This is a genomic window from Halomonas icarae (assembly GCF_009901955.1).
GTDB lineage: Bacteria > Pseudomonadota > Gammaproteobacteria > Pseudomonadales > Halomonadaceae > Halomonas > Halomonas icarae.
On sequence record NZ_WUTS01000001.1, the window covers coordinates 637,895 to 652,595 of the forward strand.

A 14,701-nucleotide genomic window follows, 5' to 3' on the forward strand; every position below is an offset into this window, starting at 1 on the left:
ACGCCCTCGGCGATTCGAAACAGGGAGATTGACGATGCTGATACCAAGACACTGGACCCCGCTTGCGGGGCTGGGCCTGCTGGCCGTGAGTCTTGTCGCGGCGGCCGAGGATGGCAAGCTGCGGCTGTTCAACTGGTCCGACTACATGGACCCTGCGATCATCGAGGATTTCGAGGCGGCGACCGGCCTCGAGGTGGTGCAGAACTACTACAACTCCAATGCCGAGCTTTTCTCCAAGCTGACTGCCGGCGGTGACGCCCAGTACGACCTGATCGTGCCCTCGGACTACTTTGTGCCGCGGCTGATCGAGGCCGGCCTGATCCGACCGCTGACGGTCGAGGGGAAAGAGCTCGAGGGGCACGACAATATCCTAAGCGAGTTCCGCGGGCCGAGTTATGACCCCGAGGGGATCTACACCGTGCCCTACCTGTGGGGCGCCACCGGTATTGTCTACAACACCGAGACCTGGCCTTCGCCCGAACCTAGTTGGGGGCTGCTCTACGACCCCGAGGTCAATGACGACTATCCCTTCGCGCTGCTCAAGGGGGACGCCCAGTTCACCTTCGGCACCGCCTGCGCCTTCCAGGGGGCCGGCTTCGACTGTGTGGGCCAGGAGCCCTGGGTGGCGGCCGCCAGGCAGATCATCGAGACCCGCAACCGCGACAACTTCGTGGGCTTCACGGATGCCACGGCGGCCATCGAGCAGGTGGCCAACGGGGTGATCCACGCCGGCGTGGCCTACAATGGCGACCTGGCCAACAAGCGTGCCGAGGATCCCGAGATCTACGGCAAGCTGGGGTTCTTTATCCCCCATGAGGGTTCCCAGCGTTGGGTCGATGTGCTGGCGATTCCGTCGCGTGCCCCCAATGTCGAGGCCGCCCAGGCCTTTATCGAATATCTGCTGCGACCCGAGGTGGCTGCGCGTCTGGCCAACTACAACTTCTACACCACGCCCAACGAGGCGGCGCTGGAGCTGGTCAACGATGCCCTGCGCGAACCGCCGGTGATGCCGGATTCGGCGGCGCGGGAGCGACTGCACTTCACCCCCTCGGTGAGTGGCGAGGAGCTGGAACTGCTGCAGGAACTCTGGAACGAGGCGCGCAGCCGCTAAGGTCACCGCCATCCACAGGGGATGCCGCCGACGGAGTGCTTGTCGGCGGTTTTCTTATGGTGAGTATCATGAGTCTTGATTGTTGTTATTATGCCGTTTTGGCCGGTAAAGTCGCGGCATGGTGTCAAATAAAGTTACCAGCAAGGGGTCGCCATGTCCGTCTCGTTCGAACGCGGTCACGCCGCATCATGGTATGCCGATACCGCCAATCCGACACCCGAACGCCCCGCCCTCGAGGGTGATATCGACTGTGATGTGTGCGTGGTGGGAGCCGGCTTCACGGGAATCTCAGCCGCCCTGCATCTGGCGGAGCGTGGGCTTTCGGTGGTGGTGCTGGAGGCGGTCAGGATCGGTTACGGTGCCTCGGGGCGTAATGGCGGCCAGATCGTCAACAGTTACAGCCGCGACATGGATGTGATCGAGACCAGGTACGGGGCCGAGACCGCCCGGGCCCTGGGCGACATGGCCTTCGAGGGCAACCGCATCATCCGCGAGCGCGTGGCCCGTTATGACATCGACTGCGATCTGCGCGACGGCAACCTCTTCGCCGCCTGTAACGGTCAACAGCTCAAGGGGCTGCGCGAGCATCAGGCGCTGTGGGAACGCTATGGCTACCGGGAGCTCGAGCTGCTGGAGGGTGAGGCGCTCAAGCGCGAAGTGATAAGCGACCGCTATACCGGTGTGTTGGTCGATCATGGCGGTGGCCACCTGCATCCACTCAACCTGGTGCTGGGCCAGGCGGCCGCCGTGGAGTCCCTGGGTGGACGTATCTTCGAGCACTCGCCGGTCACGGAGCTGAAGCATGGTGACCCGGCGGTGGTGTCGACCGCCAGGGGGCGGGTGCGTGCCGGGCGGGTGGTCATGGCCGGCAATGCCTATCTCAAGGGTGTGCTGCCGGAAATCGAGGGCAAGTCGATGCCCTGCGGTACCCAGATCATCACCACCGAGCCTCTGGGCGAGGAGAGGGCACGTGGGCTGCTGCCCAACGGCCTGGCGGTGGAAGACTGCAACTATCTCCTCGACTACTACCGCCTGACCCGCGACAACCGGCTGCTCTATGGGGGAGGGGTCAATTACGGCGGTAGCGACCCGGCAGATATCGAGAGTGTCATACGGCCCAAGCTGCTCAAGACCTTCCCCGAACTTGCCGACGTCGGGATCGACTACGCCTGGAGCGGTACCTTCCTGATGACCCTCAACCGGATGCCTCAGTTCGGGGTGATCAATGGCAATGTCTACTATGCCCAGGGCTACTCTGGCCACGGTGTGACCTGTACTCACCTGGCCGGCAAGCTGATCGCCGAAGTGATGCACGGTCAGGGAGAGCGCTTCGACGCCTTTGCCGGGCTGCCGCATCTGCCGTTCCCCGGTGGACGCCTGCTGCGGGTGCCGCTCTCCGCCCTGGGAGCCTGGTATTACCAGGCCCGTGACAAGCTCGGGCTCTGAGCCGTGATGTCGTCACGAGGGGCGCCGGGACCGACAGGGGTCGATAAGGTGAGAGGGTGTCAATACAGGCCCACGGTATTACCCTCGTCATCGATATCGATTCGGGTGGCAGCCGGCGAGGCGTTGAGCCCGGGCATGGTACGGATATCGCCGGCCAGGGCGTAGACGAAGCCGGCGCCGGCCGAGAGGCGCACCTCGCGTACCGGCAGGCGCCAGCCGTTGGGGGCGCCCAGCAGGCGTGCATCGTGAGACAGCGACATATGCGTCTTGGCGATGCACACCGGCAGCACGCCGTAGCCTCTTGCCTCCCAACTCGCCAGACGCTCCCGTATGCCCGGGGCGAAGTCGACGCCGTCCGCGCCATAGAGCCGGGTGGCGATGCGCTCGATCTTGTCCACCAGGGGCAGCTCATCGGGGTAGAGGTAGTGAAAGGCGTCGGTGTCAGCGGCGACCCCCTCCGTCGCCTCGACCAGCGCCTCGGCCAGCGCCACGGCTCCTTCACCGCCGTCGCGCACATGGGTGGAGAGTTCGGCGCGTACCCCCACCGAGGCACATAGCTCGCGAATGGCGGCCACTTCGCTCGGATGGTCCCCGGGGAAGGCGTTGATCGCCACGACCGGTGTCAGGCCATGGGCCCGCACGTTGTCGATCTGCTTGAGCAGGTTGGCGCCTCCCGCCATGACCTCTCCGGGGGCCTCGGCCAGCAGCGAGGTCGGCAGCGGCTGGCCGGGAATCACCCGGTGCTGGCCGCAGTGGTACTTCATGGCGCGCACCGTGACCACCAGCACCGCGGCGTCGGGGGTGAGCCCCGAGGCACGACACTTGATATTGAAGAAGCGCTCTCCCCCCATGTCGGCGCCGAAGCCGGCCTCGGTAACCACGAAGTCGGCGGCATGCAGGGCGATGCGGTCGGCGACGATGGAGGAGTTGCCGTGGGCGATATTGCCGAAGGGGCCAGCGTGGATCAGCGCCGGTGCATGCTCCAGGGTCTGCAGCAGGTTGGGCTTGAGTGCCTCCTTGAGCAGCACCGTCATCGCACCGGCGGCGCCGATCTGCTCGGCGGTGACCGGCTCGCCGTCGCGGTCGAGCCCCACGATCAATCGCCCCAGTCGTTTCCGCAGGTCGGCCAGCGAGTCGGCCAGCGCCAGCACCGCCATCACCTCCGAGGCGGCGGTGATCTCGAAGCCCCCCTGACGAGGCACGCCGTCGCCGCGACCGCCGAGGCCCAGCACCAGGTGGCGAAGCGCTCGGTCGTTGAGGTCGATCACCCGCTGCCAGCAGATGTCCCGAGGGCTGAGCTCCGGTGCGAGGCGGTGATGCAGATGGTTGTCGACCATGGCCGCCAGCAGATTGTGTGCCGCGGCGACGGCATGCAGGTCACCGGTGAGATGCAGGTTGATGCGCTCCATGGGCAGCACCTGGCTGTGGCCGCCGCCGGTGGCGCCACCCTTGAGCCCGAGGGTCGGCCCCATGGAGGGTTGGCGCAGGGCCACCGCCGCGCAATGGCCAAGGCGCTGGAGTCCCTGCACCAGGCCGATGGCGGTGGTGGTCTTGCCTTCACCGGGGGGCGTCGGTGTCATCGAGGTGACGACGACATAGCGCCCGCGAGGAGACTCGGCCAGTGCCGTCATGGCCGTAAGGTCGATCTTGGCGATGCCGCGCCCGTAGGGCTCCACCGCCTCGCCGGGCAGGCCCAGGCGGTGCGCGATCTCCTCGATGGGCCAGAGCCGTGCCGCCCTGGCGATGCTCAGGTTGTCGTTGGGTTGCGCGGGGGTGGGGTCGGTCGCTTGGGTCGGCATGGCGATTGCTCCTGGGGAAACGCCGGTCGTCGGGTTCAGTATTGTCCGCCTCTTTCGCTTCTCTTACCTGGCGACGTCGAGGGTCTATGGCTCAGCGACACGGTGATCGTGATTGTCACTCGCTTGCCCGAAACGACGAGGATAGGCTATCTCTGATGTCCAAGCGTCATCGCCTGCCTTTCGGGAGCCAGTGAGTATGTCAACCACCGCCGTGGCAGGTTGCCACTACAATATCGGGTTTCTGCTGCTGCCGGGCTTCTCTCAGCTCGCCTTCGCCTCGGCCCTGGAGCCACTGCGGATGGCCAACCATCTGGCCGGCCACCGGCTCTATACCTGGCACCTGGTGAGTCATGATGGGGGTGAGGTGCATGCCAGCAACGGCCTGGCCACGCTGGTGGACCAGGCGCTGGAGCCGATGCCGGCCCTGGACCTGATGCTGGTGTGCAGTGGGGTAGGAGTGCAGGCGCACTGCGAACGTCCGGTGCTCACCTGGTTGCGCCGCCTGGCCGAGCGCGGCACCCCGCTGGGAGCGCTGTGCACCGGTAGCTATGTGCTGGCGATGGCGGGGCTGCTCGACGGCTACCGCTGTACCCTGCATTGGGAGCATATCGGGAGCCTACACGCGGCGCGGCGCTTTCCCGCCGTGACCTTCTCCTCGCAACTCTTCGTCATGGATCGCGACCGCTTCACCTGCTCGGGGGGGATTGCCCCGCTGGACATGATGCTCAACCTGATTGGTCGCCAGCAGGGCCTCGGCCTGGCCGAGGCGATTGCCGAGGAGTTCATTCATGAGCGCATTCGCGGGGTCGACGACCGTCAGCGCACCCCACTGCGGGTGCGTCTGGGGCATAGCCACCCCAAGCTGGAGGAGGTGGCCACCCTGATGGAGGCCAACCTGCAGGAGCCGCTGGCACTGGATGAGCTGGCGCGTTATGCCGGCCTGTCGCGGCGTCAGCTGGAGCGGCTGTTCCAGCGCTATGTGGAGGTGCCTCCGCTGAAGTACTACCTGGCCCTGCGCCTGGCTCGGGCGCGACTCCTGCTGCTGCAGACCGATATGCCGATCACCGAGGTGGCGCTGGCCTGTGGTTTCATTTCGCCGCCTCACTTCACCAAGTGCTATCACGACCACTTCGGCCACTCGCCGAGCGGCGAGCGCAAGCGGCGGGCGCTGCGCCAGGCCGAGTTGACGATATCCCACGAACGGAGTCTGGAGGAGTAGGCCGCTCAACTGCGTGGTCGCTCGCCCAGCGGGTCGTATAGCGCCCGGTAGCCCACGGCGGCCACGCGCATGGAGTAGTGCTCGCCGAAGTACTCCAGCAGCAGTCGACGGCCCTCTTCGGCATAGGCCCTGGGCAGATAGCCCAGCGCGATATTGCACTCGAGCGAGGGGCCCCAGGCGATGCTGGTGGTATAGGAGCGCCGTCCCAGGGTATCCACCGGCACCTCACCGCTCTCGGGGTCGAGCAGTGGTGCCTGGCCGACCGGAAAGCGCGGTATGCCACTGCTGTCGTGGTGATCCTCCATCACCAGGGTGCAGAGGGTAGCCGGCTGATGCTCTCGACCACGTTGCTCGAGATGGGCGCTCTTGCCGTGGAACTCTGCACTCTTCACCTTGGGGCGGGCCAGGCCCGCCTCCAGGAGGTTGTAGTCGGTGAGCAGGTCGACATTCTGGAGGCGCAGGCTCTTCTCCAGGCGACGGCTGTTGGCGTAGGTGTCTATCCCCACCGGCGTGACGCCGGCCTCGAACAGTCGGTCCCAGAGCGCCAGCCCGTAGCTGAAGGGGACGTATAGTTCCCAACCCTGCTCACCCACATAGGAGATTCGGAAGGCCCAGACCGGCAGGCCCTGGACACGGATCTCGCGGGTGGTGGCGAAGGGGAGGTGGACATCGTCCAAGGCCTCTGGCAGATCGGCGAGTGCCTGCAGGGTGCGTCGGGCGTTGGGGCCCCACAGACCCAGGGTGGCCAGGCCGTCGGTGCGGTCCTCCAGGTGCCAGCGGCTCAGTCCCCACTCCTCGCCATGGCGGATGATCCACATCAGGTCGCGGTGGCCGGTATCGCCACCACAGATCACCCGCCAGCCGTTCGGCGCCAGGCGCACGATGGTGAGGTCGGAATGCACGCCGCCGGCGTCGTCGAGGAAGTGGGTGTAGACCCCCTTGCCGATGGGGGTGTCGCCACCGATGCGCGCCACCGATAGACGCTCCAGCAGTGCCTCGGCATCGTGTCCCGAGATATCGTAGATGGCGAAGTGGGAGAGATTGACCATGCCCACGTCATCGCTCATGGCGAGCTGCTCGGCATTGGCGACACGCCAGAAGTGGCGGGCATCCCATTCGGCGGGGCGCTCCGGGACTCGTTCCAGATAGGCGGCCAGACGCGTTTCGTTGGCGGCATAGCCGTGGGCGCGCTCCCAGCCAGCGGCCTCCATGAAGTAGCCCCCCAGCTCCTGCTCCCTCGACCAGAAGGGGCCGCGCCTGAGATTGCGGCCGCTGGCGAAGGGCTCCCGGGGGTGTACCGGCGGGTCGTAGATCTTCTGGGCGATCTCCCGGCAGCGTCCATGGACGTGGTGCGGGGTCTTCTGCACCGGATAGAAGCGAGCGATATCGACGCTGCAGGGGTCCATGTCGGGCCGGCCCCGGGTGATCCACTCGGCCAGCAGCTTGCCCATGCCAGGGGCGTCCTTGACCCAGACCGCCTCGCAGAACCACAGGCCGCGGGTTTCCGGCGACTCGCCTACCAGCGAGCCACCGTCGGAGGTGACCGAGAGCAGGCCGTTGAAGGAGTGCTTCTCGTCCAGCCCCAGTTCGCCGAGCACCGGAGTGAGCGCCATGGCGCGCTCCAGCGCCTCGGCGACCTGGTCGATCTCCAGGTCGCGCATCGAGGGGGAGAGCCGGGCCCGGTGGCGATCGAGGATGGCATGCGGCTCCACCAGGCGTGGTTCCCTCGGCTCATAGTAACCCAGTTCGAGCTGACCGCCCTCGGTGCTGGCCGGGTCACCGGTATCGCGCAGATAGGCGGAGTTGCCCTGGTCGCGCAGCAAGGGGTAGCCGATCTCCTTGCCACTGCCGGCGAAGGTGTCGAAGGGACCGAAGAAGATCAGCGGGTGTTCCAGTGGCATCAGCGGCAGGGCGGCGCCGCCCATGGCAGCGGGAATCGGTCCCCAGATACCGGCGGTAACGATCACCAGAGGCGTCGAGACATAGCCCTTCAGCGTCTCGACGCCGTGAACCCGTCCATCGCGGACATCGATATCCAGCGCCGGGGTCTCGGCGAAGGCGTGCAGATGGCCGCTGGCAACGGCCTTCTCGATCAGCTCGCCGGCAACGCGCTGGGAGCGTGGTACCACCAGCCCGGCGTCGGGATCCCAGAGGGCGCCGAGCACCAGGTCGCGCTCCAGCAGCGGGAAGCGTGCCACCGTCTCGTCGGCATCGATCATGCAGGCGTGGGTACCGAATGCCTTGCCCGAGGCGACCTTGCGCTGGAGCTCGGCCAGGCGCGCGTCGTCGCCGACCCTTGCGATCTCCAGCCCGCCGGACTTGTGATAGTGGCCCATTGCTTCAAAGAAGCGCTGGCTGTAGGTGGTGGTATAGCAGCTCAGGCGGTCGTGGGAGGTCATGTAGCAGAAGTCGGAGGCGTGAGCGGTGGAGCCGACGTCCGAGGGCAGGGCGGCGGTCTCCAGACCCACCAGATTGGTCCAGCCCAGCTCGATGAGGTGGTGGACCACCGAGGCACCGACGATGCCGCCCAGGCCGATGATCACCGCGTCTGCCTGCGAGGGTAGGGTTGCCATGGTCAACCTCCTGAGAGCACCTGAGTTTCTGCCAGCATAAGGCAGCCCCGGCAGGTCACGCTGTCCCGCGACGACGCCTCCTTGTCCGCTGGCGACAGGCTGCCGCCGGGGCTGTCGCCTACGGCTAAGAGTGGGCCGCCCATGGCGAGATGGGTGGCCCCGGTCGGGTCTAGTGTCGAAGGCATGGGGCCGGCGCGGGGCCGGTACCTGTCACAGCGACCCATGAGGTGAGCGTCATGTCCCAGGTCATCGAAAGCGTCGAGCACGCCCGGGAAGCACCGGAGATTCTGCTCTATCCGCGTATCCGCAAGTCACCCTTCTTCTATGCCTCGCGGCGCCATGGGGTGCGAAAATATAGTGTCTACAATCACCACTATCATCCACGGCTCTATACCGACCCCGTGGACGAGTACTGGGCCCTGGTGCAGGGTGTGACCCTGTGGGATGTCGGGGTCGAGCGCCAGATCGAGATATCGGGGCCCGATGCCTTCGCCTTCACCCAGCGGTTGGTTCCCCGTGACATGCGCCACTGCCAGGTCGGGCAGTGCAAGTATGTCTTCGTCACCGGCCCCGATGGTGGCATCCTCAATGACCCGGTGCTGCTGCGCATCGAGGAGAACCGCTTCTGGCTGTCGCTGGCCGATAGCGACATCCTGTTGTGGTGCCAGGGGCTTGCCGTCAACTCGGGACTCGATGTCACCCTGCGCGAGGTGGATGTGGCACCGGTGCAGGTCCAGGGCCCCAGGGCCAAGGCGGTGATGGTGGACCTGTTCGGCGAAGCCGTGCTGGCGATGCCCTACTATCACCTGATGGAGGCGGAGCTCGACGGCATGTCGGTGGTGATCTCGCGCACTGGCTATTCGGGCGAGGTCGGCTACGAGATCTATCTGCGCGAGGCCAGTCGCTTCGGCGAGGCCCTGTGGCAGCGCGTGTTCGAGGCCGGACGTCCCCACGGCATGCAGGTGATCGGCCCCTGCCATATCCGTCGTATCGAGGGGGGGATCCTCGCCTTCGGCTGCGACATCTGGTACGACACCAACCCCTTCGAGGTGGGAATGGGATACGACTGGATGGTGGACCTGCGCGGGGATGATGACTTCATCGGTCGTTCCGCCCTGGAGCGCATCAAGGCCGAAGGAGTATCGCGCAAGCTGGTGGGGGTGGAGATCGACGGGCCTAGCGTGGGCTACTTCATCGATGGCAGCATGATCGACGTCTTCCCGGTCTTCACACCGGGCGGCGAGCGTATTGGTCAGGTCACCTCGGCCACCCGCTCGCCGCGCCAGGAGCGCAATATCGGCTATGCCATGGTACCCATCGAGCATGCCGAGCTGGGTACGGAACTACGGATCGAGGCCAATACCGGACTGCAGGATGCCGTGGTCGTGGAGAAGCCCTTCCATGATCCGACCAAGACCATTCCCAAGGAGTAAGAACATATGACGTCGATCCGCTTCGAGCTGATGCCCCTCGTCGGCATGCAGGAAGCGGCGCTATCCCTGCCCGCAGGCGCCACGGTCACCGTGACCTGCTCACCACGCCACGGCCTCGAGAGGACCCTCGAGGCCACCGAGTGGTTGGTCGATAGAGGGTTTTGCGTGGTGCCGCATCTGGCGGCCCGACGGGTACGGGATAGCGCCCACCTGGAGTCGCTGCTGGAGCGCCTGGTGGCCCTGGGTGTCGATGATATCTTCGTGGTGGGTGGCGATGGAGAGAGCCCGCTGGGCGACTACTCCCATGGCCTCGCTCTGCTCCAGGCCATGGAGGGCCTGGCACAACGGCCGGCGCGGGTGGGGGTTCCCGTCTATCCCGAGGGGCATCACGCCATCGACGGGGATGCCCTGGAGCGTGACCTCGTCGCCAAGGCGTCTCTGGCCGACTATGCCGTGACCCAGCTCTGCTTCGAGGCCGAGCCGCTGCTGGCCTGGCGCAGGCGTCAGTCACGGCTCGGGCTTGCCCTGCCGGTCTATGCCGGCATCCCCGGGGTGATGGAGCCCAAGCGGCTGCTGGCCATCGCCATGCGTCTGGGTCTGGGGCCCTCGATGCGTGCCCTGCGTCGCCAGTCGGGCTGGCTGAGACGACTGTTGAGCCCTTCGGACTTTCGTCCCGATGCCCTGCTGGAGAAGGTGGAGCCGCTTCTCGGTGATGGCGTCGACGGTTTCATCGGCCTGCACGTCTATACCTTCAATCGGGTCGAACCCACCCAACGTTGGCTGGAGGCGCGTCTGCGCCTGATGGCCGGCCGGCCAGAGTCGACGTCGTCTGTGGCTGATCCCGTCACCTCGGCCGGCGAACCCCTGGGCTGAGATTGAATGTTTCTTTCTGGCGACAGGTGGGGAAGCTCTGTGGAAGTCGTCGCCGCTGCCGCCTCGAGGGTACTCCTCGCCCTATACTGTGCCGGGTCGGGCAGCGCCGGATCGCGCTTCCCCTCTCATCGCCGCATGCCATTCGGGTCACGCTCGCCTTGAGCCCGAAAGTGTTTTCAGTGAATGGTATTCCGCTCTTATCAGGAGATGACAGATGAGCAAGACGTCGATCGTTGTCGGCGCGACGCTGGCCGTGCTGGGGATCGGGGGGCTGGCGTTCGGGGCCTGGCAGGTCCAGCAGCCACGTGGGCCGGTGTATGCCGAGATCCTGGCGGTCGAGCCCGTGACCCGAACCGTGGAGCGGCCTCGAGAGGTCTGCGAGGACGTTGAGCGGGTAGTGAGCGAGGAAGTCCCGGTCGAGGTGCCGGTTCAGGTTCCGGTGGAAGCGCCGACCCCGTCCGGTGCGGCGGCCAGCCGCGACCCTCACCGCATCGTCGGCAGTGCCGCCGGCGCTCTCGTCGGAGGACTGCTGGGCAATCAGGTCGGTGGTGGCAGCGGCAAGAAGATCGCCACCGTGGCGGGTGCCATCGGCGGCGCCCTGGCCGGACGAGAGGTTCAGGAGCGCGTCGAGGCGAGCCAGCATGTCCAGGCCGGTGGCCAGGTGCAGTACGAGACCCGCTATGAGACGCGTTACGAGACCCGCCAGCGGGTGGTGGTCGAGGAAGAGTGCCGGACGGTCGTGGAACAGCATGAGGAGTCGCAGGGCTATGAGGTCACCTACCGCCTCGATGGCGAGGAGCTGTCTCGGCGCCTGGAGACGCCTCCCCAGGCCGAACGTCTGCCGGTGATCGATGGCGAGGTGCAGTGGCAGGCCGAGTCCGACGCCACGGCCGAGGCATCCACCGAGGTGTGAGCCAAGGGCGCTGCCGCGGCACGGTGTGTCACGCTCCCACCAGGCCCTATCTATCGTTCAGTAACCATACCGCCCCCGAGCGAAAGGCTCGGGGGCGGTATGGTGTATCCAGGTGCCAGGGAGCTGGCCTGAGGGGTCAGGTCATCAGTATGCCCAGGGCGAGGAAGCCCAGGGTGGTCACCAGTGCCCCGATCAGGGCGTAGGGGATCTGCGTCAGCGCATGTTGCATCGGCTGACAACCGCTGCCCTGGGAGGAGAGCACCGAGGAGTCGGAGAAGAAGCAGGCGTGGCTGCCAAAGCTCGAGGCGGAAAGCAGGGCACCGACCACCAGCGGCAACGGGGCGCCCATGCTCTGCGCGATGGGGACCACGATGGGGATCGAGATCACGAACACCCCCCATGAGGAGCCGGTGGCAAACACCACGACGGCCATGGAGAGGAAGACGATGGCCGGCAGCATGGCGACCGTCAGATAGGGGGTAAGAGAGTCGATCATGAACGCCGTCATGCCGAGCTGGTCGTTGATCTCGCGAAGCACGAAGCCGACGGCGACGATGGCGAGCGGCAGCATCATGGTCCTGAAGCCGTCCATGATCGCATCCATCAGCGTGGCGAAGGTGGCCAGTCGCTGGATCAGGTAGAGCAGGATGGTAAACATGATGGCCACGATCACGCCCTTGAGAAGGTCGATCTCGAACCAGGCGCTGGCGCCGATCAGTACCGCCATCGGCAGCAGGAAGTTCATCACGCCGACCCATGGCCGCGTGATGGGCACATCATCCTCCCCGAGCGCGACCTCCGGGGCGTTGTCGGGGATCGGCTGGCCGTTTCTGGCACGCTCCTCGGCGGCCTTCATCGGGCCGATATCGGGCATGATGCCGATGGCGACGAGCAGGACCAGTCCCATGGCCACCCAGCCATAGAGCATGAACGGGATCGACTGGATATAGAGCCACATTCCCGGGCCATCGGTGGCACCGTTGGTTTCGAGTAGCTCGGCGAAGTAGACCGCCCAGGTGGAGATCGGTACCAGAATACAGACGGGAGCCGCCGTCGAGTCGACGATATAGGCCAGCTTTTCCCGGGAGACACCGAATCGATCGGTGAGTCGCTTCATGGCGGCCGAGGTGGCCAGCGCATTGAGGTAGTCGTCGATGAAGATCAGTACGCCCAGCGTGGCGGTACTCAGCAACGACTGGCGGCGAGTCTTGACCAGCCGCGTCATGAAGTGACTGAAGCTCAGGGTGCAGCCCGACTTTTCCAGCATGGCAATGAAGCCACCCATCAGGCCGCACACCAGGATCAGCCAGGCGATGGTCTCATCCATCATGACCGCCATGGAGATGTCGGACAGCTCGCCGATGAAGTCGTCGGGTTGCAGCATGATCAGCCCCGAGAGGGCGCCGATGGCCAGCGCCTCCAGGGTGCGGTGGGTCGCGATGGCGACCACCAGCACGATCAACGACGGGACGAGGCTGATCCAGCCGAATGGCGTGCCGGGCTCATGGTTGAGGGTCAGGCCCCCGACCGTGAGCAACAGGGCAGTGACCAGGGCGAAGGTCTTGCCGGTACCGCGGCGGTCCGGCAGGGAAGGGGAGAAGGGGTGGCGCGCGGCCTGGTTGGAGCTCATGGGATTACCTCCCGGTCGGCAGTAGGGCGACGGGTCGACGTTGCTGTTGTGGTTGTCTCTCGTCGGAGCGGAAGAGAGTTAGACGTGACGCAGGTACCAGTCGATTTCCAGCTGACTGACCTCTTGCATGGCTTGGCTGCGCTCGACACGCCGATTGGCCAGAAAGACCGTCAGAAAGTCCTGGCCCAGTGCCTCGCGCAGCGACTCGCTCTCCTCGAGCAGGTCAAGGGCCTGGCGCCAGCTGTTGGTCAGGCTGGGGGCGAACTGATCGTAGGCGTTACCGGTCACCGCCGGGGGAGGCGTGAGCTCTCCGGCGATGCCATGCTCGATACCGGCGAGCAGGGCGGCCAGCAGCAGGTAGGGGTTGGCATCGGCACCCGCCACGCGGTGCTCCAGGCGCCGGGCGGCGTTGGGGCCGGAGGGAATGCGAATCGCCACCGAGCGATTGTCGAAGCCCCAGGTGGGGGTCATGGGCACATAGAGTCCCGGCTGGAAGCGTCGGAAGGAGTTCAGGTTCGGGGCGAACAGCGCCACGCTGGCCGGCATCTGCTCGAGTAGTCCGGCAACGGCATGCTTGAGGGTCGTGCTGCCCAGCACATCGCCATCGGCGGCGGCGAAGACGTTGTCGCCTGAGTCGTCGAGCAGGCTGATATGCACGTGGGTGCCGTTGCCCGCCTCCAGACCATAGGGCTTGGCCATGAAGGTGGCCTCGAAACCGTGATGCTGTGCCACCCCCTTGATCAGACGCTTGAGCAGCACCGCGGCGTCGCAGGCGGCCAGGACGTCGGGTCCATGCTTCAGGGTGATCTCGAATTGCCCCGGCGCACACTCCTTCAACATGGTGTCCAGCGGCAGCTGCTGCGCCTCGGCGGCAGCCTGTACGGCCTCCAGGAAGTCGGCATATTCGTCGAGCTCGTTTACCGAGTAGAGCTGACTCTGGCTGGCACGCTCACCGGTAACGGGAGAGCGTGGGGGCTGGATCATCCCCCCCTCGGCCCGTTCGCGGTCGACCAGGTAGAACTCCATCTCCACGGCCACGACCGGGGTCAGCCGGCGAGCCTCCAGGCGCTTCAGTTGGCGCTCCAGCACATGCCGCGGCTCGGCGAAGAAGCCGCTACCGTCGGCTTCCTCCATGGCCATCAGCAGTTGTGCCTGGCGTCCCTGGCGCCGCCAGGGCGTGGGCATCAGGGTGCCCGGGAGGGGGCGGCAGACACGATCGGCGTCCCCGCTGTCCAGGCCCAGGCCGGTCTCCTCGACGGTGTTGCCGAGAATATCAAGAGCGAACACCGAGGCGGGCAGGTTGATGCCCTGGGTGTAGGCCTTTTCGAGATTCTCTCGTGACACTCGCTTGCCGCGCAACACGCCATTGAGGTCGCTGATCAGCAGGTCGATGCTGGTGATCTCGGGATGCTGCTCGAGAAAGGTGTTCGCTTCGTCGGCATTGGGAGCGGTCATGTTGGCACCTGTTGTGTTGTCGTCGTGTTCATTTTTCAGACCGGCGACCGCTGTTGTCAAATTTTATATACCGTATAGATCGAGCCTTTAGTCGAATAAAACAATAAAATTCTTATTAAATGGTTTTAAAAACATGATGTTGTATTGAATTTGCGCGCCTGGGTGTTGGGTGGTAGCTTGTTGATGAAAGAGCAACACTCATCCCGCTGGTGAGAATTCTCGACTCGTCCTGAATAACACTCAACCAGC

At 65.5% G+C, this 14,701-nt stretch carries 10 protein-coding genes; 6 read left to right on the plus strand and 4 right to left on the minus strand.

The annotated features are described in order from the left end of the window. The first annotated feature begins 34 nt into the window (after positions 1-34). Together GRB80_RS02935 and GRB80_RS02940 are read left to right on the plus strand one after the other, a co-directional pair. Positions 35-1,111, plus strand: coding sequence for an ABC transporter substrate-binding protein (locus tag GRB80_RS02935; protein ID WP_161422499.1), 1,077 nt, complete (start codon positions 35-37; stop codon positions 1,109-1,111). Positions 1,112-1,264: 153 nt separating this feature from the next. After that, positions 1,265-2,557: an NAD(P)/FAD-dependent oxidoreductase gene (locus GRB80_RS02940; protein WP_161422500.1), complete on the plus strand. Its 1,293-nt coding sequence runs from the start codon at positions 1,265-1,267 to the stop codon at positions 2,555-2,557. A gap of 59 nt (positions 2,558-2,616) precedes the next feature. Here the strand turns inward: GRB80_RS02940 and GRB80_RS02945 are convergent, their stop codons facing one another. Beyond that, positions 2,617-4,356: a formate--tetrahydrofolate ligase gene (locus GRB80_RS02945; protein WP_161422501.1), complete on the minus strand. Its 1,740-nt coding sequence runs from the start codon at positions 4,354-4,356 to the stop codon at positions 2,617-2,619. A 196-nt stretch (positions 4,357-4,552) separates the two neighbouring features. On the opposite strand from GRB80_RS02945, the gene GRB80_RS02950 reads away from it, so the two are divergent. Then, entirely contained in the window at positions 4,553-5,575 is a 1,023-nt protein-coding gene (locus GRB80_RS02950; RefSeq protein ID WP_161422502.1) for a GlxA family transcriptional regulator, read from the plus strand. 5 nt (positions 5,576-5,580) lie between these two features. Here GRB80_RS02950 and GRB80_RS02955 read toward each other — a convergent pair whose 3' ends face one another. Beyond that, positions 5,581-8,148, minus strand: a complete 2,568-nt coding sequence (locus GRB80_RS02955; protein WP_161422503.1) for a GcvT family protein — start codon at positions 8,146-8,148, stop codon at positions 5,581-5,583. A 236-nt stretch (positions 8,149-8,384) separates the two neighbouring features. On the opposite strand from GRB80_RS02955, the gene GRB80_RS02960 reads away from it, so the two are divergent. From GRB80_RS02960 to GRB80_RS02970, 3 genes are all read left to right on the plus strand, one after another. Beyond that, on the plus strand, positions 8,385-9,581 hold the full coding sequence (locus tag GRB80_RS02960) for a glycine cleavage T C-terminal barrel domain-containing protein (protein WP_132042278.1): 1,197 nt from the start codon (positions 8,385-8,387) through the stop codon (positions 9,579-9,581). 6 nt (positions 9,582-9,587) lie between these two features. Continuing rightward, a complete protein-coding gene (locus GRB80_RS02965; protein WP_132042279.1) occupies positions 9,588-10,454 on the plus strand; it encodes a methylenetetrahydrofolate reductase in 867 nt (288 codons plus the stop codon). Positions 10,455-10,668: 214 nt separating this feature from the next. Then, positions 10,669-11,367: a glycine zipper 2TM domain-containing protein gene (locus tag GRB80_RS02970; RefSeq protein WP_161422504.1), complete on the plus strand. Its 699-nt coding sequence runs from the start codon at positions 10,669-10,671 to the stop codon at positions 11,365-11,367. Positions 11,368-11,503: 136 nt separating this feature from the next. On the opposite strand, the gene GRB80_RS02975 is transcribed toward GRB80_RS02970, so the two are convergent. Next, positions 11,504-12,997: a Na+/H+ antiporter NhaC family protein gene (locus GRB80_RS02975; RefSeq protein WP_132042281.1), complete on the minus strand. Its 1,494-nt coding sequence runs from the start codon at positions 12,995-12,997 to the stop codon at positions 11,504-11,506. Positions 12,998-13,075: 78 nt separating this feature from the next. Next, positions 13,076-14,452, minus strand: coding sequence for a glutamine synthetase family protein (locus GRB80_RS02980; RefSeq protein ID WP_161422505.1), 1,377 nt, complete (start codon positions 14,450-14,452; stop codon positions 13,076-13,078). Between the last annotated feature and the right edge of the window lie 249 nt (positions 14,453-14,701).

Bases quoted from the DNA above. Each gene is read 5' to 3' on its own strand.
- GRB80_RS02950 (WP_161422502.1), top strand. From the start codon at position 4,553: ATGTCAACCACCGCCGTGGCAGGTTGCCACTACAATATCGGGTTTCTG.
- GRB80_RS02965 (WP_132042279.1), top strand. From the start codon at position 9,588: ATGACGTCGATCCGCTTCGAGCTGATGCCCCTCGTCGGCATGCAGGAA.
- GRB80_RS02955 (WP_161422503.1), bottom strand. From the start codon at position 8,148: ATGGCAACCCTACCCTCGCAGGCAGACGCGGTGATCATCGGCCTGGGC.
- GRB80_RS02975 (WP_132042281.1), bottom strand. From the start codon at position 12,997: ATGAGCTCCAACCAGGCCGCGCGCCACCCCTTCTCCCCTTCCCTGCCG.
- GRB80_RS02935 (WP_161422499.1), top strand. From the start codon at position 35: ATGCTGATACCAAGACACTGGACCCCGCTTGCGGGGCTGGGCCTGCTG.
- GRB80_RS02970 (WP_161422504.1), top strand. From the start codon at position 10,669: ATGAGCAAGACGTCGATCGTTGTCGGCGCGACGCTGGCCGTGCTGGGG.
- GRB80_RS02940 (WP_161422500.1), top strand. From the start codon at position 1,265: ATGTCCGTCTCGTTCGAACGCGGTCACGCCGCATCATGGTATGCCGAT.
- GRB80_RS02980 (WP_161422505.1), bottom strand. From the start codon at position 14,452: ATGACCGCTCCCAATGCCGACGAAGCGAACACCTTTCTCGAGCAGCAT.
- GRB80_RS02945 (WP_161422501.1), bottom strand. From the start codon at position 4,356: ATGCCGACCCAAGCGACCGACCCCACCCCCGCGCAACCCAACGACAAC.
- GRB80_RS02960 (WP_132042278.1), top strand. From the start codon at position 8,385: ATGTCCCAGGTCATCGAAAGCGTCGAGCACGCCCGGGAAGCACCGGAG.